The organism is Mammaliicoccus sp. L-M44 (assembly GCF_022386355.1).
GTDB lineage: Bacteria > Bacillota > Bacilli > Staphylococcales > Staphylococcaceae > Mammaliicoccus > Mammaliicoccus sciuri_A.
In genome coordinates this window covers 1-22,182 of record NZ_JAJNIU010000030.1, presented here as the reverse complement: position 1 = coordinate 22,182, position 22,182 = coordinate 1, and the positions used below count along the sequence as shown (strand labels likewise).

Genomic DNA, 22,182 nt, shown 5'->3' with positions numbered 1-22,182 from the left:
ATTTACGCTCTATATAAAAAGAACCGCAGGTCTCTTCAGATCTACGGATTTTCGCCATGCCACGAAATTAGCATCATGCTAGCAAGTTAAGAGAACACTGACATGATAAATTAGTGGTTAGCTATATTTTTTACTTTGCAACAGAACCTTTTTAGGTCCTAACCACCCTGGATCAGCATCAAAATCATGAATTTCTAACGGCTTATTCGTCCATAAATGCACATGTTATTCATTATCATGATAAATTAATTTTAAAGCTAAATGTGCAGCTGATATCCTACTTCCAACAACATATTTTTGAATATTTACATCTTCAAAAATATGTTGTACATCTTGTGCATGCTCATACATTTCTGGAACCTTTGGCTTATGGTTACAACCAGATGCGATGATAACATTCTGTGTATATATCATCTCCCCTGATTCTAAAACGACGCACCATTTATCGCGATTTTTCTTTATATCTACAGCCGTGTCTTTAATATGACATTCCGTTAATCGATAATATTTAACTTGTTCCGCTGTATGGTCCATAAACATATCTCTTTTCGGCCTTTTATACTTACCATAAATACCACCTGCATAATCCATTTTCTTAAAATATTGTTTTAAATGAAAAGGATTTGGGTGAACATGGTGTACGATTGGAGACCTTAAATAAGGCATACTAATATTTTGCGTTCGATGGTCAAATTGATGACAGAACACATCATGCGGATCAATAATTGTTAAGTCTTTATTTTTCAATCCTTTAACTTTTAATTCTAATGCTATCGTTATCGCGTGGATGCCACCACCTACTATCGTCCACTTCATCTTATCACCTTTATTCTTCTTAAATCGTAATCATTACGTTTTATATCATAACCGATTTTCCCTATCGTTTGCAACTGAACATTTATACAAACTTGACATCGATTATTAAAAACTATACATTGATAGTAATTAAATAGATGCACTAGGGGTGTTTTTTTTAACTGAGATGAGTATGAACTCGAACCCTTTGAACCTGAACTAGATCGTACTAGCGTAGGAAAGTGTTTGTGAAATGAATTTATAGGGATGACTATGCCCTTTTTATAAATATCTTTGTTTTTACACAACTTTCTTACGAGAAGGTTGTGTATTTTTTTATTTAAAATTCTGTATAGGAGTGTTACATATGACAAAGACAATATTAGTAACAGGTAGTAGTAGAGGATTAGGCGCAACAATCGCACGTACATTAGCATCTGAAGGTCATCAAGTCATCATTAATTATCATAATAGTAAAGCATTAGCAGAACAGTTAGTTGCTGAAATCGGTGAAGAACAAGCGATTGCTATTCAAGCGGATGTGACAAATCGTTCTGAAGTTGATCAGTTAATTGATGAAGGTACGAAACATTTTGGAAAAATTGATGTCGTTGTCAACAATGCCTTAGTTAACTTTAAATTTGATCCAGTAAAACAAAAAGCATTCGTCGATCTTACATGGGAAGACTATCAACAACAGATTGATGGCACATTAAAAGCAGCATTTAATATCGTGCAAAGTGTTGCACCACAATTCATTGAAAGAAAACAAGGTGCTGTCATTAGCATCGGTACGAACTTATTCCAAAATCCTGTCGTACCTTATCATGAATATACAACTGCGAAAGCTGGTTTAATTGGTTTCACGCGTAATATCGCTGCTGAATTAGGTCTATACGGCATTACAGCCAATGTTGTTTCTGGTGGCCTACTCAAAACAACCGATGCCAGCTCTGTAACAACACCTGAAGTATTCGACTTAATTGCTCAATCAACACCTCTTAAAAAAGTCACTTCACCACAAGATGTCGCAAATATGGTGAGCTTCCTTGCTTCTGATAAAGCACGTGGTATAACTGGACAAAATTATACTGTAGATGGCGGCTTAACAATGAACTAGAATTCCAAGAGAGAGATAAGGAGAATAGAAATGCGTAATTTAAGAAGTGATCAACTCAATATTGGTGTCTTATTATATGGATGTGGCCATCATCAAGCTGCATGGCTTATGGAAGACTCCTCTATCGAACAGATTGGTGATATCTCTTATTATCAATCATTAGCACAACTATCAGAAAGAGGTTTATTAGATGCCGTGTTCTTTGCAGATAATCAATCTTTCCCTGCAAAGTCAGATAGTGAATTACCAGCGTTCTGGTTAGATCCGATTGTGAACTTGACTGCTATATCACAAGTGACACAACATATTGGTTTAGTTTCAACAATCTCAAGTTCATTTTCAAACCCTTATACTGCTGCTAGGCAAATTTTAACGCTTGATCATGCAACGAATGGTCGTGTTGGTTGGAACTTAGTAACATCTATGACAGATATAGAAGCTCAAAATCATAGTATGAAAGCTTTACCTCAGCATGATGCTAGATATCATAAAGCACAAGAATTTGCTGAGTTAATGGACAAACTATTTACATCTTGGCATAAAGAAGACTTTGTTCATGACCGTCATAACAATAAAGTGATTAATCATGAGCATGTGCATGCTTTTCATCATTCTGGCGATTATTTCCAAGTAAATGGACCATTATCGACACCAAGTAGTCCTCAAGGCAAACCTGTCGCTATGCAAGCTGGTGCATCCAAACAAGGTATTGCACTAGCCGTCAAACATGCAGACGCGGTTTATTCAGTATCATGGAATTTGAAACAAGCGAAAGCTTATAGAAATAAATTAAATACGGCCATCAGCGCAAGTGATACACCTGAGAAATATATTAAAGTCTTCCCAGGATTAGTCACTTATGTTGGCGAAACACGTGAAGAAGCACTGCTCAAAAAGGAAAAATTAGATAAAGCTTTACCAATTGAAAATGCCATCAAACAATTAAGTACGTTTGTTAGACAAGATTGTTCGAAATGGGCATTGGATGAACCTGTCCCAGAACTTCCACCTGTTGAAGCATTCGATGGCCCAGTAGGTAGATATGAAACAATTTTAGAAATTATAGAAGATACCGCCCCTACAGTGAGAGAGTTATTAGGTTATCTCAATGCAGGTGGTGGGCATCTCACATTAATAGGTACACCCGAAGAAATAGTAGATGAAATGGAGCTTTGGTTTAAGTCTGGAGTTGCTGATGGCTTTAATTTAATGCCACCTACTTTACCACATAGTCTTGAAGATTTTGTAACATACATCGTTCCAGAATTACAGCGACGCGGACTCTATAGAGAAGCTTATTCAAGTCAGACATTTAAAGAACTTTTAAATGTACATTAAAAAATTAAATAAGATAAATAAATGACAACAACAACAGAAATAGAACTAAACAACGTAGACATAAAGACTAATTCTGCAGCTAAAGCTGGATAATTATCATATTCTTGCGCAATAACTGAACTGTTCACGGATGTTGGCATCGCTGAAGCAATGAATAATGTTTGTGCGATAATGCCATCTAACCCCATGCATTTTATAATGACTAATGCGATAGCTGGTCCAACAACTAATCTTATAAAGATATAAATATAAGAAGATGACCATTTAAAATTAAGTTTAATATTGGCAATTTGTGCACCTAGAAGAATTAAAGCAATCGCAATCATAGCATCAGACAAATAACTGACAGTCGTCCACATGAACTCAGGAATTGGAATATGATTATAATTTAAAATAATAGCAAGAACGAGTGCATAAATAATGGGCATCTTAAAGTAATTGAGTAAAGCTTTAAGTTTACCTAATTGAACGGATTGAATTGCGAAGACACCATATGTAAACGTGAAGACATTTTGCAGTGTTAATACAATAACTTGTGCAGACATTGCGAGTGGATCACTTTTAAATACAATATCATTTAACGGCGCACCGTAGTTACCAGAGTTAAAGAAGAGTACACTGTTTGTTAAAGTCGTCTCTTTACCCTTATCTAAATTTTGCATTTTGGCAATAGCAAAAGCGACGATATATAAAGCAATTATGTATATGACGAAGAATACGATGATTAATAATAATAAATTGACCGCTAACTCAGCTTTGTAAAACTTGGCAAAAATAAATCCAGGCACAAACACATTGATATTTAATTTTGCGAGCGTACGTAAATCAAGTTTCACACGCTTTTGAAGCACATAACCTAACGCTGTCATTAGAAAAATCGGTACAACAACCGTTAGTAAAATATTGAGCATTTCAGACAAAAAGACACCCCCACGATGTTTAAGATAAGTTTTTGATAGTAATATCATAACATTCTTAGAAAATTGTTGGGGGCGTCTTTTTAATATTGCAAATAATCGTGCGCTATATATGAGAGAATGATACAGACTTTAAATCATGTTTGAGGCTCGGATATGCGAGAGAATTGGGTTTTTAAGGAACTCGTGTGTTAATTAGGGACTTAACTCACGTCTTTTATGATCTTGTGTGTTTACTCCATCTTTAACTCACATCTTCAGCAATCTCGTGAGTTTACTACCTCTTTAACTCACATCACAGCCAATATTCACATTCCACTCATTACTCAATTTATAAAATATACACTATGACTTCCTGAACCTCTTTTCTACACATCTTCATTTACATAAAAAAGAAGAATCTTGTACGAAAATTCATTTGTCCAAGATTCATTCACACTAGTAAATATAATGGTTTCATTATATTTGTATATGCTCGTAATTAAATTATATCACGACTTCCAATTACTACCAACACCTTACACTCATTACATTAAAATACAACAAAATTTATCATTATACATATTAGAATTTTTAGTAAATTCTGTTTATTTTATTGAAAACCATTTTCATTTGTATTATAATTTTATTTAATATGTTTTTTTTAGACATTATTTTATCCAACAAAGGAGCGTCAAACATGAGTGAAAATAGCAATCTTGTAACTTCTACACAAAATATAATTGAACAAGCTTTATATAAATTAGGGTACGATGAAGGTCTTTTTGAATTGATTAAAGAACCTGCTAGATTTTTAAGAGTTCGTATTCCAGTTAAAATGGATGATGGATCTGTAAAAACTTTTACAGGATATCGATCTCAACATAATAGTTCAGTGGGACCTACTAAAGGTGGCGTCCGCTTCCACCCTGATGTAGATGAAAATGAAGTAAAAGCATTATCAATGTGGATGACTTTAAAATGCGGCCTTGTAAACTTACCTTATGGTGGTGGTAAAGGTGCCATTCAATGTGACCCTCATAGCATGAGTCAAAATGAACTAGAAAGATTGTCACGTGGATATGTTAGAGCAATTGCTCAAATCGTAGGACCTACTAAGGATATCCCAGCACCCGATGTATATACGGATGCTCAAATCATGTCTTGGATGATGGATGAATATAGTATTATGCATAAAGTTAACGCGCCAAATTTCATTACAGGTAAACCCATTTCTTTAGGTGGTTCACTAGGCCGTGAACAAGCAACAGCATTAGGTGCTGTAATTACGATTGAAGAAGCGGCTAAACGTAAGCATATTAATATCAAAGGTGCAAAAGTTGTTATACAAGGATTTGGTAATGCTGGTAGCTTTATCGCTAAAATCCTACATGATAAAGGTGCAAAAATTGTATGTATCTCAGAAAGTCGAGGTGCTTTATATGATCCAGAAGGTTTAGATATTGATCATTTATTAGAACTTCGTAAAGAACACGGTAGAATCACACCTTTATTTGATAACATTATTCCAAACGAAGATATATTTGGAATTGATTGTGACATTTTAGTACCCGCAGCTTTAGCAAACCAAATCACCGCACAAAATGCAGGAGACATAAAAGCGAGTATAGTAGCAGAAGCGGCTAACGGTCCTACAACACAAGAAGCAACACGTATTCTGACAGAAAATGATGTCCTTTTAATTCCGGATGTACTAGCCAGTGCCGGTGGTGTAACTGTTTCATACTTTGAATGGGTACAGAACAATCAAGGACTTTATTGGTCAGAAGAAGAAGTGAATCAGTTATTAAAAACTAAGATTGTCGAAGCTTTTGACAAAGTATATGACATTTCACAAAAGAGAAAACTAGACATGAGATTATCAGCTTATGTTGTAGGTGTTAGACGTACAGCCGAAGCAACACGATTCAGAGGATGGGCTTAATAAATAGAGTATTAATGAAAATAGTGAATGTCATGGCTTTACTCGACACTTAAGCCATGACTTGGACCATCTCTTGGCTTTACTCTTCACTTAAGCCACGACTTTCACCATCTCTTGGCTTTATTCAGTACTTAAGCCACGACTTCAGCCATCTCTTGGCTTAACGACTCTATTAAGCCAAGAATCACCTATCTCCCTTATATTTCACTCTCAATATGTATCAAAAAAGCAGAAACCGCTCTAATGGTTCCTGCTTTTTACTATATTAACTATTCAAAGTAGTGATGTGCTTTAAGGAATTTTTCTGCGATTATGGCTGGTTCTTCTTTTTTACCGTCTGCTTGATAATTCAATTCTTGCATTTTTTCAGTGGATACTTTCCCAACCAATTTTTCTATTGATTTTTTAGCTTTTGGATTATGTTTCAAATATTCATTTGTTGCTAATGGACTGGCGTCATATGGTGGAAAGAAGTGACGATCATCTTCTAGTGTCACTAAATCATAAGCTGCTATTCTCCCGTCTGTTGTATAACCAAGTGCGGCATCAATACTCTTATTCTTCAATGCATCATATACAAGTCCAATTTGCATTGTTCTAATATCCTTAAATTCAAATCCGTACGCTTTTGAAAAAGCTGGATAGCCGTCCCCTTTTCGTTTAATCCAAGTAGGGTCACTTGCTACTCTTAGTTCATCCTTATGCTTGGCTAAATCTGAAACTTTTTTTAAATTGTACTTTTTAGCTGTTTCTTTAGTGACTGTAAATGCAAAGGTATTTTCAAAGCCATATGAGTCAAAGAATGTTTGATCAAACTTCTTTTGAAAACCTGTTTTAACAGCTTTCTCAGCTTTTTTAGTATTTGTAATGGGTTCAGAGTTTAAAGCACCTACTAAATCAGTACCTGTATATCTTGTCGCAGATATTTGCGCATTTTCATTTAATATCGCGTTATGTTCAATTACCGCAGAACCAAGATTATTTACAATTATCGGTTTTACTTGTCCTTTTGTATCATGCTCAATTTGTAAGCGAATCATATGCGCCATGATTTGAGACTCGCTTGTAGCAAGCGCCGTAATTTTCACTGTATCAGACGATGCGCCACCTAAGCCTGGTAAAGTACAACCGCTTAATAATAATGTACAAATTAAAATTAAAGTAAGTTTTTTAAATTTGATAACGATTCTCCTCCATTTTATGTATATTTGTATAGTATTAATATTAGCATAAATTGTTTGATTGATTTTTCGGGTATTTGGAAAAAGATTTTGAAGCGGATTGTATAACAATGTTTAGTTTATATTCAATTATACAACTGCTATAATGTGTATTAAGATAAAATATATCATTAAACATATAGACGCACGGAGGATAAATGAATGGACGACTCATTAAGAAGCAAAAGGAAGAATGAACATATTCAGCTGGCATTAGATACGTATTCACCAGTTAGTACTGATTTTGATAAAGTACAGCTTATACATCAATCCATTCCTTCTATTAATAAAAATCAAATTGATTTATCAGTAAAGTTTCCGCATTTCACTTTTAAATACCCTATTTATATCAATGCGATGACGGGTGGAAGTGAAAGAGCAGCAACTATTAACAAAGAGTTAGCGCAAATTGCTAAAGCATGTAACATACCAATGGCTGTAGGTTCTACACATTCAGCCCTAAAAGACCCTAACGCTGAATCAAGTTTCACAGTAGTACGTGACGATAATCCTGAAGGTCTAATATTCAGTAATGTCGGAGCAGATATTGAATATGCAAAAGCTAAGAAATCAATAGAACTTCTAAATGCTGATGCCTTACAAATTCATGTCAATGCACCTCAAGAACTGATAATGCCTGAAGGTGATACTGAATTTGAAAATTGGCTAACAAACATTCAAGAAATTCAAGATAATATTGATATACCAGTAATCATCAAAGAAGTTGGGTTCGGCATGAGTGCTGAAACGATTCAAAAAGTTAAAGATATTGGCATTCAATATGTAGATGTTAGTGGTAGAGGCGGTACGAATTTTGCGGACATTGAAAATCAAAGAAGACCGTTAAAAGATATGGCATTCTTAAATCAATGGGGACAAAGTACTGTTCAAAGCTTATTAGAAGCACAATTATTAAATGCAGATATTCATATATTAGCTAGTGGTGGCGTTAAAAACCCACTCGATGCCATTAAGTCTCTTGTATTAGGTGCAGAAGCTGTTGGCTTATCTGGATATGTTCTCAAATATTTAGATGCATATGGCGTAGAAGATACAATTGAACATATGAAACAATTTATCGAACAAATGCATGTCATTGCTAATTTATTGAATGCATCAAACGTATCTGATTTAAAATCAGTCAGCTATGTATTGTCTCCAGAATTACAGACATATGTAGAACAACGCGCGAAATCAATTAAAGCTTAATCAGAAAAACAGCTTTTCCACTTCTCGAAAAGCTGTTTTTTATATGTTTATAATATCTTTTACATCATTCATATTTTTCGCAATTTAATATTCATTTTCATTGTAAGTTAAAAGTGATAATATTAAACATATATATTAAACACATCTTTAAAGTACATGTGTACTTTTCTATATTGTACAACTTAAAGGAGAGATTATCATGGCTGATCAACATATACCATCTTTATATTATACGGAAGCTTCAAAAAGTGCTGTCCCACTACTTGCACATGAACAGCACTTGCAAACTGTAACAGCTGAACCTTGGCTCAAAATTTCTGATGAAGGTCTTCAATTAGAAGGTTTATGCTTTGATAGAAATCATAATCTTTTCTTATGCGAAGTATTTGGCGGGACTATTTTCCGCGTAGATTTACCTGAGAAAAAAGTCAATACAGTATTTAAATCTGAGAAAACTAACCCGGCTTCTGTTAAAATACATAAAGATGGACGATTATATATGTCTTATTTAGGTGACTTCAAAAGTTCTGGTGGTATTTTTGCGACTGATGCAGACGGCAAAAATCCACAAAGTATCGTTTCAGATATCGATACAGAATATTGTGTTGATGATTTAGTATTTGATAGTAAAGGTGGATTCTACTTTACGGATTTTAGAGGATACTCTACAAATCCACTTGGTGGCGTATATTATGTTTCACCTGATCATCAAACAATTACACCAATTATTCAAAATATCGCAGTAGCAAATGGTATTGCATTAAGTACTGATGAACGTGTACTATGGGTGACTGAAACAAATGCGAATAGATTACATCGTATTTCATTAGAAGAAGACGGAGTGACAATTGAACCATTTGGTGCATCTATTCCATACCATTTTACAGGTCATGAAGGCCCAGATTCTTGTTGCATTGATAGCGACGATAACCTTTATGTTGCTATGTATGGTCAAGGTAGAGTACTTGTCTTTAACAAAAGTGGTTACCCTATCGGACAAATATTAATGCCAGGTCGCGATCAAGGACATATGTTAAGATCGACACATCCTGCATTTATACCAGGTACAAATCAATTAATCATTTGCGCCAATGATATAGAACGTGGTGGCGATTCTTGGTTATTTACAGCAAAAGGCTTTGCAAAAGGTCATAATAGCTATCAATTTCATTAAAAATTGTAATAATTACACATTAATTAGTTAAAGTTTTTGAATATATGGTGACAGAGCTTTATAATAATAAAGTGTTTAACAAAAATAAAATAAGAAATACTAAAGGTGATTGAAAATATGGCACAAATAGGATACGGGGAAGCAAATGGGAAAGTTATTTTAATAGGAGAACATGCTGTTACTTTTGGACAACCAGCAATAGCGATTCCATTTACAACAGGTAAAGTGAAAGTAACGATCCAGTCTCTTAACGCAGGTGATACTTCATATATTAATAGTGATGTATATGAAGGAACGTTACAATCAGCTCCTGAACATATTAAATCTGTTATTTCAAGATTTATCGATAAACATCATATCGAAGAGCCTATAAATGTTAAATTCGAAACAAATCTTCCCCCTTCAAGAGGATTAGGTTCCAGTGCTGCTATGGCTATCGCCTTTGTAAGAGCAAGTTATGATTATATAGGAGAGCCTCTTTCTGATGAATTATTAATAGAAGAAGCGAATTGGGCAGAACAAATCGCGCATGGCAAACCGAGTGGCATCGATACACAAACGATTGTCTCTAATAAACCAGTATGGTTTCAACAAGGAAAAGTAACAACTTTAAAACCACTATCCATAAACGGCTATATGGTCGTGATAGATACAGGTGTTCAAGGTTCTACTAAACAAGCAGTCGAAGATGTCCACCAATTATGTGATCATAACGAACAATATATGCAGTATATAGAGCATATTGGTACGCTCGTATACGATGCTAATGAAGCAATCGAACATCATGATTTCACAAAATTAGCACACGTATTTGAACGTGCACAAGAAAATTTACGCAAGTTAACAGTTAGTCATGACAATATTGAAGCATTACTTGAAATAAGTAAATTACAAGGTGCAACTGCTGGTAAACTTACAGGCGGTGGCCGTGGTGGTAGCATGATTGTACTCGCTCAAAATCTCGACATTGCTGAAAAAATTGCAACAAGTGCTGAAAAATTCGGTGCTCATCATACTTGGATTGAAAATTTAGGAGGTTAACGAGATTGAATATGAGTGGTAAAGCCCGCGCGCACACAAATATTGCTTTAATTAAATATTGGGGAAAAGCTGATGAATCACTTATCATCCCCATGAATAATAGCTTATCCGTTACGCTTGATAAATTTTATACAGAAACAAAAGTAATATTTAGTCCTGAATACACGAAAGATATACTCGTTCTAAATGGTGAAGAAGTAAACGAAGAACAATCGAAGAAAATTTATCAGTTTATGAACCTTGTAAGAGAACGTAGTCATACTTCACACTATGCTTATATTGAAAGTGTCAATTATGTTCCTACAGCAGCAGGTCTTGCTTCATCAGCAAGCGCATTTGCAGCCCTTGCTGCAGCTTGTAACGAAGCACTTAACTTAAATATGTCTGATAAAGATTTATCAAGATTAGCTAGAAGAGGGTCAGGCTCAGCTTCTAGAAGTATTTTTGGTGGATTTGCTGAATGGGAAAAAGGTCATGACGACGAAACGTCATATGCACACGCAATCGATGCTCAAGGTTGGGAAGAAGATTTATCAATGGTATTTGTGGTCATCAATAACCAATCGAAAAAAGTATCTAGTCGTTCAGGCATGTCCCATACAAGAGACACATCCCGTTTCTTCCAATATTGGTTAGATCATGTTGATGAAGATATTGCATCAGTTAAAGAAGCCATACGTAACAAAGACTTCAAACATTTAGGTGAAGTCATCGAAGAAAATGGCTTACGCATGCACGCTACTAATTTAGGTGCACAGCCACCTTTCACATACTTAGTACCAGAAAGTTATGAAGTTATGGATATTGTACATCAATGTAGAAAAGCTGGATATCCGTGCTATTTTACAATGGATGCAGGTCCAAATGTTAAAATATTAGTCGAAAAGAAAAACCAGCAATTTATAATAGACGCTTTACTTAAATCTTTTAATAAAGAACAAGTTATTGCGAGTGATATTACAAACACAGGAATTGAAATTATTGAGTAAGGAAGAGATATAATGATTCAAGTCAAAGCGCCAGGAAAGCTGTATATTGCTGGAGAATATGCAGTAACAGAGCCTGGATATAAATCTGTCTTAATTGCAGTTGATCGATTTGTGACAGCAACAATTGAAGATACGAATTCATCATCAGGATTTATCCATTCTAAGACTTTACATCATGAGCCGATTACATTTACAAGAGAACAAGACAAAATCATCATTTCTGATAATGATGCTGCAGATCAGCTTAAATATATTACACAAGCTATAGAAGTCTTTGAACAATTTGCTAAAAGTTCCAATGTCACATTAAGACATTACAACTTAACAATTGATAGTAACCTTGATGATGCATCCGGTCATAAATATGGTTTAGGTTCTAGTGCAGCAGTATTAGTATCTGTTATCAAAGCTCTAAACGAATTCTATAACTTACAATTATCAAATTTATTTATTTATAAATTAGCTGTTATCGCTAATATGAAATTACAAAGTTTAAGTTCTTGCGGTGATATCGCAGTAAGTGTTTATACAGGTTGGTTAGTCTATAGTACTTTTGATCACGTTTGGGTTAAACAACAAATAGAAGAAACATCTGTAATGGATGTCCTTTATAAAAACTGGCCAGGCTTACACATCGAACCACTTCAAGCACCAGAGCATATGGAAGTATTAATCGGTTGGACAGGCTCACCCGCTTCTTCACATCATTTAGTAAGTGAAGTTAAACGCTTAAAAGCAGACCCAACAATATATACACAATTTTTAGATCAATCACAGAAATATGTCGAACAACTTATTAAAGCATTTAAGACAAACAATATACAAGGTGTACAAGATACAATTAGAAAGAATCGTACTGTCATTCAATATTTAGATTCATTCGCTACAATAGATATCGAAACACCACATCTTAAAAAATTATGCGATATCGGAGAATCATACGGTGGCGCAAGTAAAACATCAGGAGCTGGCGGCGGCGACTGCGGTATCACAATTGTAGAAAACGATAGAAATAAACAAAAAATATACAACGAGTGGTCAAGCAATGGCATTAAGCCACTGAACTTTAGTATTTATCACGGACAATAAAATGAGAAAAGCTAGGACTTTGAACAAGTCCTAGCTTTTTCTGTGGAATGATATATGGGGAATTTTGCTATGTTGCTAGTCAGGGCCGTCTTGCAATATTCGACGCCTCTATTTATCTTGTTTGGTCAATCTTGATAAATACAGCTCCTCTGCGCCCAAATCACATACCTCTTTTATTTATATTTATTCATCATTTCTTGGGAAATGTGGCAATAATCGTCTGGGCATTTTGCTAAACGGTCTTGGTGTTCTTCTGCGCTTCGTACATAATTCTCTAATGCTTTAACCTCAACTGCAATTCGGTCTGCATCACTTCTATTTGCTATAAATTGACGTGCAGTTTCTAAATGACACTCTTCTTCACTATAGACACCTGTTCGATATTTCAACCCAACGTCTTCACCTTGTTTGTTCACACTATATGGGTCTATAATTTCAAACAAGTATGCCATCAAATCTTCTACACTAACGATTGCAGGATCAAATACAGTCTTTACACATTCTGCATAACCATCGTATTCACCTTCAAGTGTACGGCTACTTCCATTCGCCCTACCCGCTTCTGTCTCAATTACGCCAGGTAACGTCTTTACAAAAGCTTGCACGCCCCATAAACAACCGCCTGCTAAATATATCGTTTCCATTGCCAACTCCCACTACACTTTTATATTAAGTGTTTTTGATTATTACAATTTTATTATTAAATCGATTTTTAAGATAGACTATATACTTAAACCATTTCAAATAGCGCCATCTATGAGAATATCTATCAAAGTAATTATATTCTTTAACCACTTTCCAACTGTCAGGCAAAATGTCTTTTAACTCTGCGACATTATTATAACCAAACTTAAATAATGGTTTACTAGAAAGTTTAGAGACAGATGGATGATTATTTGTATGTTTAGTCATAAATTTTGAACAAAATTCTGAAGCAATTACTAAATGATGCTTATCAAATAAACGAGCAATCTCTTTATATACAGCTTCAACTTCTACTTTCTCAAAATACATTAACACACCTTCAAATATTATTAAAATATCACTATCTTCTTTAAAATGTACATTACGTTTAACATCATCAATCCAACTATAATCAAACATAGACTTATTAATCATTTTATAAAAATAAGTTTCATTAAAAAATCGTTTTCTAAGATTTATACTTTCAGGTACATCAATATCAATCCAAGGAATATTGTTCAATTTCAATCGACTGAGACGCGTATCTAATCCACATCCAATATTGATAATAAATGGATGATTAGCATGTTTAATAAAGTTAATCACAATTTCATCTAAAATTTCTGTCCTAATACTAATACCAAGCTGTGATAGCCAGTCCACATATGTATCAAGTACAGGATTATCTATTTCTTTTATTATTTTAACAGATAAAGGATCATTAATAATTGGCATATCACTTAAAGTCTCTCTCGCCTTAACAGCAAGTGGTATTAACATAGATTCAGGAATTCCTTTTAACTCTGACATATCATAGCCTCCCACTAGAATTTTAAATTTATTATTACACATTGTAAAAAAATGTCAACTTAAACTTTTTATTCTTTTTGAGGAAGGCTATTCAAATTATGATAAAATACAATAAATAATCTAACAGACATAAAAGAGATGATTTAATCTAGAATACATATTGGAGGTCTACTATGAAGTTAATTGCATATAACGACAATTATTATGATAAAGTGCAGTCATATCAAATGGATAATTCACAACTTCAGTTTACAAAAACACCGAAAGAAAATATTGAACTGGCAGTACAAAATAAAAATAGACATTGCATATTAGGATTAACAGAAGATGATAATCTGGCTGTATTCTTCGTCTTGCATGAACATAGCGAATTTACAAAGTACTTTTCAACACCAGATGAATCCACAATTTTTGTAAGATCATTATCAACAGATAAACGCTATTTAAGACAAGGCTACGCAAAAGAAAGCTTACAACAACTCAATCAATACTTATCAGAACATATGCCACATATAAAACACATTGCACTCTTGGTAGATATTCCAAATCAAATTGCATATGAGCTATATATTAAATTAGGCTTTGTAGATACCGGCGTAGAAATAAATAACGATGGTGATTTAACAAAATTAATGGAGAAGGATTTATTCTCCCCTATTTCTTAACTCATTCTTAACTATTATTAAATAACTTTTAACTGCCTATTTTTTGGGAATTTTTATATTATAATCGACTCATCAAATGATTGGAGATGGTTATATATGAAATTCAAAAAATTAATTCCTGTTACTTTATCTGCTGTTATTTTAGGTTTTGGTGCGGTGAGTGTTACTGATTCTCATCATGCTGATGCTAGAACGTATTCTCAAAATGGATTAACGCTTCATGATGATGCGCGCTTATCTTTCCATACTGATCAAGATTTAGCAGCTCTATTAAACAAAGATACTGACACATTAACTAAACAGCAACTTATTGATTATTTTAAATTATTAGGCTTTAAAAATGTAGGACAAGTTATTAAAACTGCTGAAAAACAAAATATTGATGTTTCTGCTTTTTATAAATACAGAAATCATAAAGGTTGGAGATAAGAAATAATGAAGTTGAATGGCATTATACATGCTATTCAACTTTTTTATGTGAATTTACATATTATGATTCATAATCATTTAATTGTACTTAATAACTAAACTTTTTTATACTATTTAGGAAATTTTACTTTTTTAATGATTGAAAGTTTGATAAAATCTTAATGCATTAATTAATTTAATGGAGGAATACAATATGGAAAATATAGAAAGAAGATTTATTACAAGATTTTAAAACTAAGCTTTTACGATTGAATACTAATTTTAAATTTCTATGTGGACATGTTGCTAATAATAATGGTTATTCATTAAATTACCTGAACTTATTGTATTTTATTAGTGAAAATGAAGGTATGACATTAGCTGGACTTGCCGAATCCTTAGAAACGGATAAAGGAAATTTAAGTCGTTTACTAAACGAACAAATTAGAGAAGGCTTTGTAGAAAAGAAAATGGATAGTGAAGATAATAGAAAAATTCATGTCTTTATCACAGACGTTGGTCGTGAAAAAATTAAAGAATTGAATAAGATATGTATCACAAATTTAGATTACTTATTAAAAATAATACCTGATGATGAATTTATGAACTTTATATCCACTTTAACTAAATTAGACAACCACTTTGGCGATCGCACAAAAGAAATTAAAGAAGGCGAATTACAAGTTTAACTTTCTCATTAAATATCAGTCAATATAACTCCTTTTCACCCTCGAATTCACACAAAATGAAAGATAAAAACGATTTCATATTATTTTACAAAATCAAACAATTGAAAAATGCAACTTTTTTGATACAATATAATGAGGATAAAAATGTGCATTCATATAAAAATTGTTCCATATCAACTAGATACTTTCAAATTGACATATCATATAAATAAAAAAGAGAATTAGAGGAGATAAGAAAATGGATTATAGAGTACTATTGTTTTATAAATATACAACAATTACTGACCCCGAAACTTTTGCAGCAGAGCATTTAGAATTTTGTAAAGACCTTGAACTTAAAGGACGTATTTTAGTAGCAACTGAAGGTATTAACGGTACACTTTCAGGTACGAAAGCTGACACAGATAAATACATGGAACAAATGAAAGCAGACGAAAGATTTGAAGGCATTACATTCAAAATCGACGAAGCTGAAGGACATACTTTCAAAAAAATGCACGTGCGTCCAAGACCAGAAATCGTAGCATTAGACTTAGAAGAAGATGTAGATCCTAGAGAATTAACTGGTAACTACTTATCACCAAAAGAATTTAAAGAAGCTTTATTAGAAGAAGATACAATTGTCATTGACGCAAGAAATGATTACGAATACGACTTAGGACACTTCCGCGGTGCAATTCGTCCAGATATTACAAGATTCAGAGATTTACCAGACTGGATTAAAGAGAATAAAGAACAATTTATGGATAAGAAAATCGTCACTTATTGTACAGGCGGTATCCGTTGTGAAAAATTCTCAGGCTTCTTATTAAAAGAAGGTTTCGAAGACGTAAGCCAATTAGAAGGCGGAATCGCAACTTACGGTAAAGATCCAGAAACTAAAGGTGAATTCTGGGACGGCAAAATGTACGTATTCGATGAAAGAATTAGCGTAGACGTAAACCAAGTCGAAAAAACAGTGGTCGGTAAAGAATGGTTCGACGGCACACCATGTGAAAGATACATTAACTGTAGTAACCCAGAATGTAACCGTCAATTCTTAGTTACAGAAGAGAACGAACACAAATATCTAGGTGCATGCTCACACGAATGTGCATCACACGAAAGAAACCGTTACGTAAAAGCACACAACATTAGCGAAGAAGAAAAAGCAAACCGCTTAGAAAACTTTAAAGCATTAGTATAAATAAATATCACTAAATAACCCCCCTTACTATTCCACTAGTAAGGGGGGTTAGTGATGCCTATGGAAATTATGTAACATTAATTAAAACGAAATAACACCTATTATTCCAGCAATAAATATCATAAATACTGAGGAACCTATTGCCCATTTCATAACAACTTTTTGGTTTGTACCATAATCTATGCCTAACATACCGACTAATAAATAACCTGCAGCATATAGTGGACTTAATACGTGTAATGGTTGTCCGAGTATCGATGCTCTTGCCATTTCAGCTTTTGCGACACCAAATTGTTGGGCAGATTCTGCTAAAATTGGCAAAATACCATAATAAAATGGATCATTGGCCATAAAGTATGTGAATGGCATACTTAAGATTGCTGTGATAAGTGCGAAATGATTACCCATTGATTCAGGAATAACATTTACTAACGCTTTTGCCATCTCATCTACCATTTCAGTACCATTCATAACTCCTGTGAAAATTCCAGACGCAAACACTAAACCTACAACTGCTAATACATTACCTGCATGACGTTTAATTAATTCAGACTGCACTTCAAGGCTTGGATAATTGATTAGTAATGCAATTGCAAAACCAATCATAAATAATACTGGAATTGGTAAGAAACTTGTAATCAATGCGATTAGTAATAATATTGTTAAAAGTGCATTAACAATCACAATTTTCGGTCTTAATAATGCTTTTTCATCTTCATCTGTACCATTAGAATTATGCATTTCATCAAGTGTTAAACTTAAATGATTTTTAATACCGACTCTTTTTCTTTCTTTAACACCTAATACGTAAGCTGCAAATACAGCGAATAGTATGCCAGCTATCATTACTGGAATAATCGGTGTAAATACTTCTTCAGTCGTTAACTGTAGCGAAGAAATCGCTCTTGCAGTTGGACCACCCCATGGCGTCATATTCATAACGCCAATAGATAGCAATGCTAAGGTTGATAATATGTATAAGTTCATGCCCATTTTCTTATATAAAGGAAGCATAGCCGTAACTGTAATAATAAAAGTTGTCGTGCCATCTCCATCTAATGCAACTAATGAAGCTAAAGCGACTGTTCCAATTGTAATCTTAACTGGATCTCCTTTAACTGCTTTCATAATTCCTTCAATAACAGGATTAAATAATCCTGCGTCAATCATAACCCCAAAGTATAAAATTGCGAATACGAGCATAATACCCGTTGGTGCTACTGTTAATAGTCCATCCACCATATATTCGCCTAATTTAGAATAGAATCCCCCAATCAGTCCGAAAACTGTTGGCACTATAATTAATGCTGCTAAAGCTGACATCTTTTTGCTCATAATGAGAATCATAAAAATGATAACCATTATAAATCCAAGTATTGCCAAATTCATGTTGTAGTACCCTCTCTATTGTATTTCATTATTGTAAGCGTTTTTATAAATATTCGCAATAGACTATTTTAAAAATTTTAAGAATATTAATTACCATATTTTAATATAAAAAAATACCATCCAAATATAATTTGGACGGTAATGTGATTAATTATTTAAAGCTAATTTAATATGTGCTAAATGATGTTCTTCATGCCATGATAACTTTGCGATTTTAAAGGCTACTGTTGTTTCACCATTATCTTCATGAATGAATGCGCGTTTCAGTTGTTCTTCAGTTAAACTTCGTCCTACAGCAACAATCCGTTCGTTAATACCTTCTAACATTCTAAGAGAACATTCGATAGGTAATTCATTATCTGGTAATTCAATCCATTTTTCTTGATCAAAACCAACTATTGTCGGCTTTCTATCATCGGTTAAAGCAATTTTCAAACGTTGATACATATTCAGTTGAGAATCGGCTATATGATGGACAAGCTGTCTCACTGTCCAACTACCTTCTCTGTACTTTTTCTTTAATGCTTCGTCGTTTAATCCATCAACAACTTTTCTTAATCGATTTGCGTAGTTACCAATCTCATCTAACCACTGATTAATATCATTCATTGTCACTTTTTCAGGTAATTCTAATTCTCCAATCGGAAATCTTACATCCACAATAATCACCCTTTTCATTAGATTAAATTCATCTTTATTATAGGTTATATTTATGATGAATGAAAATTAAACAGATTGAGTGGTATGGCTATAAACAAAATTACTAAAGACTTTATAACTTATTGACAACTAACATTGCCAACGTTATAATCAAATCGAAATTAATAATAAAATCTTTATAAGATTGTGGATTTTTCTAGATATCATTCTATTTTCGCCACACAGCTGCCTTGGGTAGTTGTGTGGCTTTTTTTGTACAAAAAAGGAGGAATATTTTTGAAAAACTGGAATTATGTATTAATTGTTTTTTTAGGTGGTTGCTGTTACGGCGTATTATCAACATTTGTTAAACTTGCGTACTCTACAGGTTTCTCATCTGCAGAGGTAACCGGCGCACAATATTTTTTTGGAGCAGTATTGATATGGGGAATTTTTCTATTTTCTAAGAAGAGAAAATTAACTTTAAAACAGATTGTCACCTTGCTCTTATCTGGTATTCCATTCGGATTGACAGGTATTTTTTACTATCAGTCACTTAAAACACTGGATGCTTCATTAGCGATTATTTTCTTATTTCAATTTGTTTGGATTGGTACAATTTTTGAATTGATAATCTATAAGAGAAAGCCTTCTAAAGAGAAGCTCATTTCTATAGCAATTTTATTAATTGGATCAGTTTTAGCAGCAAACGTCCTTTCACAAGAAGGTGGCACGCTAACATGGCAAGGGACAATTTGGGGAATACTTGCATCTCTATCATTTACTACTTTTATATTTCTTAGTGGAACTGTTGAGAAAGATACTCCACCAGTATTAAAAAGTGCACTCCTTTCCACTGGTGCTTTAATGGTTGTATTTGCATTATATCCACCAACTTTTTTATTTGATGTTTCTGTTTTAACAGGTTTAGCACCTTATGGCGTTTTTCTCGGATTACTTGGTGTTGCACTTCCACCGCTTCTATTCTCAATTGGAATGCCACATGTTGGTCCAGGACTTGGTACCATATTAACTGCTTCAGAGCTTCCAGTAGCAGTTACGATGTCTTCACTGATTTTATTAGAACACGTCAGTTTATCTCAGTGGATTGGTGTAATTCTAATTTTAATAGGCATTGTTGTTGGAAATGTTAAGTACAGAAAAAGGCGTAAACAAGGGGCTAACTCTATTTCTTAGTAAAAGCTTATCAGTCAGCATTTTTGTATACAAACAACTATATAGATTATTAACTACATCAAATCAATAACTCAAAATTTCAATTTTATTTCAGGAGGAATTTTAAAATGTTTAAAAAAATAACTAGTTTTCCAGATAATTTTCTGTGGGGTGGCGCTACTGCTGCAAATCAAATTGAAGGGGCATATTTGGATGATGGCAAAGGACTTACGACGGTTGACCTATTACCAACTGGTCCTAAAAGAAACGATATAGCTAAGGGAAAATTAGATTCCTTCAATCCAATTGAAGGCGAATTTTATCCATCTCATCAAGCTATTGATTTCTATAACCGTTATAAAGAAGATATTGCCCTCTTTGCCGAAATGGGCTTCAAGTGTTTTAGACTCTCAATATCCTGGGCAAGAATATTCCCTAACGGCGATGATTCAGAGCCAAACGAAGCAGGGTTGCAATTTTATGATGATGTTTTTGATGAGTTACTAAAATATAATATCGAACCCGTCGTAACAATCTGCCATTTTGATATTCCTGTAAATCTTATTAAAAACTACGGAGGTTGGAAGAACCGTAAAATGATTGATCTTTTTGAAAGGTATTCAAAAACTTTATTCAATAGATACAAAAACAAAGTAAAATATTGGATGACTTTTAATGAAATTAATATGCTGCTTCACCTTCCATATACAGGAGCTGGGATTGTGTTCGAGGAGGGAGAAAACAAAGATCAAGTGTTGTATCAAGCAGCACATCATGAACTGCTTGCAAGTGCACTTGCTGTAAAAGCTTGTCACGAAATCATACCAGATGCGATGATAGGTTGTATGTTGGCAGCAGGTTGTGCCTACCCATATAGCAGCAATCCTGATGATATGTTGAAAGTGATAGAAATGGAGCGTGATTCTTACTTCCTTATTGATGTTCAATCTAAAGGTGTGTATCCCGGGTATGCTAAACGATTTTTCAGAGAAAACAATATAGAACTTCAATTCGAAGATGGTGACTTAGAATTATTAAAACAGCACACCGTCGATTATATTGGTTTTAGTTACTACGCTAGTCGATGCACAAGCGCCGACCCAGAGGTTTTGAAAAACTTCACGGATGGTAATATTTTTGGTTCAGTAGTAAACCCTTACCTTGAAACATCTGAATGGGGATGGACAATTGATCCAAAAGGAATGCGTATTACATGCAACCAAATATATGATCGATATGGAAAACCACTATTTATTGTAGAAAATGGTCTTGGCGCAAAAGATAAACTATTGGATGATGACACAGTAGAAGATGATTACCGTATTGATTATCTCGACCGTCATTTTGCTGAAATAGCTGAAGCAATTCAAGATGGCGTTGATATTATCGGCTATACAAGCTGGGGACCAATCGATCTCGTAAGTAATGGTACCGGTGAAATGGATAAACGTTATGGTTACATTTATGTAGATAGAAACAATGATGGAAGTGGTACGTTAAGAAGAATCAAAAAGAAAAGCTTCTATTGGTATAAGAATATTATTGCCAACAACGGTCAACATTATTTTTCTAAATCATAAAAAGTAATTTAATTAAATATTATTTAATCCAAAAAACAGGAACACCACTTGGCACTGCACCCTTACTAAGGGAGCTCAATAAAAACACTATTTTCTAGGCTGCTAATTCCCTATATTCTATAGGGGATAAGTAGCCTAGT

21 protein-coding genes, 1 pseudogene and 1 riboswitch are annotated in these 22,182 nt (G+C 33.8%); of the genes and pseudogenes, 15 read left to right on the top strand and 7 right to left on the bottom strand.

Annotated elements, in window-relative coordinates; genetic code table 11:
* A pseudogene (locus LQ611_RS12695) lies at nt 1-90 on the top strand (IS6 family transposase); the annotation flags it as partial.
* A 135-nt stretch (nt 91-225) separates the two neighbouring features.
* On the opposite strand, the gene LQ611_RS12690 reads toward LQ611_RS12695, so the two are convergent.
* Entirely contained in the window at nt 226-816 is a 591-nt protein-coding gene (locus tag LQ611_RS12690; RefSeq protein WP_107565932.1) for an FAD/NAD(P)-binding protein, read from the bottom strand.
* Between the two features lie 134 nt (nt 817-950).
* Nucleotides 951-1,053: riboswitch (TPP riboswitch) on the top strand.
* Between the two features lie 109 nt (nt 1,054-1,162).
* Between LQ611_RS12690 and LQ611_RS12685 the strand changes: the two genes are divergently transcribed.
* Nucleotides 1,163-1,915 (top strand): 3-oxoacyl-ACP reductase, encoded by a 753-nt coding sequence (locus tag LQ611_RS12685; protein WP_119475499.1) that lies wholly within the window; start codon nt 1,163-1,165, stop codon nt 1,913-1,915.
* A gap of 30 nt (nt 1,916-1,945) precedes the next feature.
* Nucleotides 1,946-3,253 (top strand): NtaA/DmoA family FMN-dependent monooxygenase, encoded by a 1,308-nt coding sequence (locus LQ611_RS12680; protein WP_103362037.1) that lies wholly within the window; start codon nt 1,946-1,948, stop codon nt 3,251-3,253.
* Here LQ611_RS12680 and LQ611_RS12675 read toward each other — a convergent pair.
* The gene (locus LQ611_RS12675) at nt 3,250-4,173 is read right to left on the bottom strand and encodes an AEC family transporter (RefSeq protein WP_025907587.1); all 924 of its coding nucleotides are present in this window, start codon (nt 4,171-4,173) and stop codon (nt 3,250-3,252) included. The genes LQ611_RS12680 and LQ611_RS12675 overlap by 4 nt on opposite strands.
* 676 nt (nt 4,174-4,849) lie before the next feature.
* On the opposite strand from LQ611_RS12675, the gene LQ611_RS12670 reads away from it, so the two are divergent.
* Nucleotides 4,850-6,094: a Glu/Leu/Phe/Val family dehydrogenase gene (locus LQ611_RS12670; RefSeq protein WP_103362038.1), complete on the top strand. Its 1,245-nt coding sequence runs from the start codon at nt 4,850-4,852 to the stop codon at nt 6,092-6,094.
* Nucleotides 6,095-6,363: 269 nt separating this feature from the next.
* On the opposite strand, the gene LQ611_RS12665 is transcribed toward LQ611_RS12670, so the two are convergent.
* Nucleotides 6,364-7,275: an osmoprotectant ABC transporter substrate-binding protein gene (locus tag LQ611_RS12665; protein WP_107565940.1), complete on the bottom strand. Its 912-nt coding sequence runs from the start codon at nt 7,273-7,275 to the stop codon at nt 6,364-6,366.
* 201 nt (nt 7,276-7,476) lie between these two features.
* Between LQ611_RS12665 and fni the strand changes: the two genes are divergently transcribed.
* The 5 genes from fni (at nt 7,477) to LQ611_RS12640 (ending at nt 12,816) form a co-directional block, all read left to right on the top strand.
* Nucleotides 7,477-8,523 (top strand): type 2 isopentenyl-diphosphate Delta-isomerase, encoded by a 1,047-nt coding sequence (gene fni, locus LQ611_RS12660; RefSeq protein WP_107565935.1) that lies wholly within the window; start codon nt 7,477-7,479, stop codon nt 8,521-8,523.
* Between the two features lie 199 nt (nt 8,524-8,722).
* The gene (locus LQ611_RS12655; RefSeq protein ID WP_037589209.1) at nt 8,723-9,697 is read left to right on the top strand and encodes an SMP-30/gluconolactonase/LRE family protein; all 975 of its coding nucleotides are present in this window, start codon (nt 8,723-8,725) and stop codon (nt 9,695-9,697) included.
* A gap of 117 nt (nt 9,698-9,814) precedes the next feature.
* On the top strand, nt 9,815-10,738 hold the full coding sequence (gene mvk / locus LQ611_RS12650) for a mevalonate kinase (protein WP_025907576.1): 924 nt from the start codon (nt 9,815-9,817) through the stop codon (nt 10,736-10,738).
* Between the two features lie 5 nt (nt 10,739-10,743).
* Nucleotides 10,744-11,727, top strand: coding sequence for a diphosphomevalonate decarboxylase (mvaD, locus tag LQ611_RS12645; RefSeq protein ID WP_107634148.1), 984 nt, complete (start codon nt 10,744-10,746; stop codon nt 11,725-11,727).
* Nucleotides 11,728-11,739: 12 nt separating this feature from the next.
* Nucleotides 11,740-12,816 carry a phosphomevalonate kinase gene (locus LQ611_RS12640; RefSeq protein WP_037589206.1) on the top strand — a complete coding sequence of 359 codons (1,077 nt, stop codon included), beginning with the start codon at nt 11,740-11,742 and terminating at the stop codon, nt 12,814-12,816.
* A gap of 173 nt (nt 12,817-12,989) precedes the next feature.
* On the opposite strand, the gene LQ611_RS12635 is transcribed toward LQ611_RS12640, so the two are convergent.
* The gene (locus tag LQ611_RS12635; RefSeq protein ID WP_025907571.1) at nt 12,990-13,460 is read right to left on the bottom strand and encodes a peptide-methionine (S)-S-oxide reductase; all 471 of its coding nucleotides are present in this window, start codon (nt 13,458-13,460) and stop codon (nt 12,990-12,992) included.
* Between the two features lie 25 nt (nt 13,461-13,485).
* On the bottom strand, nt 13,486-14,310 hold the full coding sequence (locus tag LQ611_RS12630) for a class I SAM-dependent methyltransferase (RefSeq protein WP_025907569.1): 825 nt from the start codon (nt 14,308-14,310) through the stop codon (nt 13,486-13,488).
* 173 nt (nt 14,311-14,483) lie between these two features.
* On the opposite strand from LQ611_RS12630, the gene LQ611_RS12625 reads away from it, so the two are divergent.
* The 4 genes from LQ611_RS12625 (at nt 14,484) to trhO (ending at nt 17,258) form a co-directional block, all read left to right on the top strand.
* Nucleotides 14,484-14,975, top strand: a complete 492-nt coding sequence (locus LQ611_RS12625; protein ID WP_107565938.1) for a GNAT family N-acetyltransferase — start codon at nt 14,484-14,486, stop codon at nt 14,973-14,975.
* A gap of 96 nt (nt 14,976-15,071) precedes the next feature.
* Nucleotides 15,072-15,404 carry an SPIN family peroxidase inhibitor gene (spn, locus tag LQ611_RS12620; RefSeq protein ID WP_107565939.1) on the top strand — a complete coding sequence of 111 codons (333 nt, stop codon included), beginning with the start codon at nt 15,072-15,074 and terminating at the stop codon, nt 15,402-15,404.
* Between the two features lie 248 nt (nt 15,405-15,652).
* Entirely contained in the window at nt 15,653-16,072 is a 420-nt protein-coding gene (locus tag LQ611_RS12615; protein WP_025907563.1) for a MarR family winged helix-turn-helix transcriptional regulator, read from the top strand.
* A 238-nt stretch (nt 16,073-16,310) separates the two neighbouring features.
* Nucleotides 16,311-17,258, top strand: coding sequence for an oxygen-dependent tRNA uridine(34) hydroxylase TrhO (gene trhO, locus LQ611_RS12610; protein WP_103362047.1), 948 nt, complete (start codon nt 16,311-16,313; stop codon nt 17,256-17,258).
* Nucleotides 17,259-17,339: 81 nt separating this feature from the next.
* On the opposite strand, the gene LQ611_RS12605 is transcribed toward trhO, so the two are convergent.
* Nucleotides 17,340-18,647, bottom strand: a complete 1,308-nt coding sequence (locus tag LQ611_RS12605) for a CitMHS family transporter (protein WP_107572949.1) — start codon at nt 18,645-18,647, stop codon at nt 17,340-17,342.
* Nucleotides 18,648-18,794: 147 nt separating this feature from the next.
* Nucleotides 18,795-19,307 carry a YfiT family bacillithiol transferase gene (locus LQ611_RS12600; protein WP_025907557.1) on the bottom strand — a complete coding sequence of 171 codons (513 nt, stop codon included), beginning with the start codon at nt 19,305-19,307 and terminating at the stop codon, nt 18,795-18,797.
* Between the two features lie 276 nt (nt 19,308-19,583).
* On the opposite strand from LQ611_RS12600, the gene LQ611_RS12595 reads away from it, so the two are divergent.
* Nucleotides 19,584-20,483, top strand: coding sequence for an EamA family transporter (locus LQ611_RS12595; protein WP_103362049.1), 900 nt, complete (start codon nt 19,584-19,586; stop codon nt 20,481-20,483).
* A gap of 107 nt (nt 20,484-20,590) precedes the next feature.
* Nucleotides 20,591-22,042 (top strand): 6-phospho-beta-glucosidase, encoded by a 1,452-nt coding sequence (locus tag LQ611_RS12590; RefSeq protein ID WP_103362050.1) that lies wholly within the window; start codon nt 20,591-20,593, stop codon nt 22,040-22,042.
* Nucleotides 22,043-22,182 lie beyond the last annotated feature (140 nt).

Coding starts and splice junctions, on each gene's coding strand:
- LQ611_RS12635 (WP_025907571.1), bottom strand. CDS start 13,460: ATGGAAACGATATATTTAGCAGGCGGTTGTTTATGGGGCGTGCAAGCT.
- fni (WP_107565935.1), top strand. CDS start 7,477: ATGGACGACTCATTAAGAAGCAAAAGGAAGAATGAACATATTCAGCTG.
- LQ611_RS12655 (WP_037589209.1), top strand. CDS start 8,723: ATGGCTGATCAACATATACCATCTTTATATTATACGGAAGCTTCAAAA.
- LQ611_RS12605 (WP_107572949.1), bottom strand. CDS start 18,647: ATGAATTTGGCAATACTTGGATTTATAATGGTTATCATTTTTATGATT.
- LQ611_RS12590 (WP_103362050.1), top strand. CDS start 20,591: ATGTTTAAAAAAATAACTAGTTTTCCAGATAATTTTCTGTGGGGTGGC.
- trhO (WP_103362047.1), top strand. CDS start 16,311: ATGGATTATAGAGTACTATTGTTTTATAAATATACAACAATTACTGAC.
- LQ611_RS12630 (WP_025907569.1), bottom strand. CDS start 14,310: ATGTCAGAGTTAAAAGGAATTCCTGAATCTATGTTAATACCACTTGCT.
- LQ611_RS12690 (WP_107565932.1), bottom strand. CDS start 816: ATGAAGTGGACGATAGTAGGTGGTGGCATCCACGCGATAACGATAGCA.
- LQ611_RS12640 (WP_037589206.1), top strand. CDS start 11,740: ATGATTCAAGTCAAAGCGCCAGGAAAGCTGTATATTGCTGGAGAATAT.
- spn (WP_107565939.1), top strand. CDS start 15,072: ATGAAATTCAAAAAATTAATTCCTGTTACTTTATCTGCTGTTATTTTA.
- LQ611_RS12625 (WP_107565938.1), top strand. CDS start 14,484: ATGAAGTTAATTGCATATAACGACAATTATTATGATAAAGTGCAGTCA.
- LQ611_RS12680 (WP_103362037.1), top strand. CDS start 1,946: ATGCGTAATTTAAGAAGTGATCAACTCAATATTGGTGTCTTATTATAT.
- LQ611_RS12670 (WP_103362038.1), top strand. CDS start 4,850: ATGAGTGAAAATAGCAATCTTGTAACTTCTACACAAAATATAATTGAA.
- mvk (WP_025907576.1), top strand. CDS start 9,815: ATGGCACAAATAGGATACGGGGAAGCAAATGGGAAAGTTATTTTAATA.
- LQ611_RS12685 (WP_119475499.1), top strand. CDS start 1,163: ATGACAAAGACAATATTAGTAACAGGTAGTAGTAGAGGATTAGGCGCA.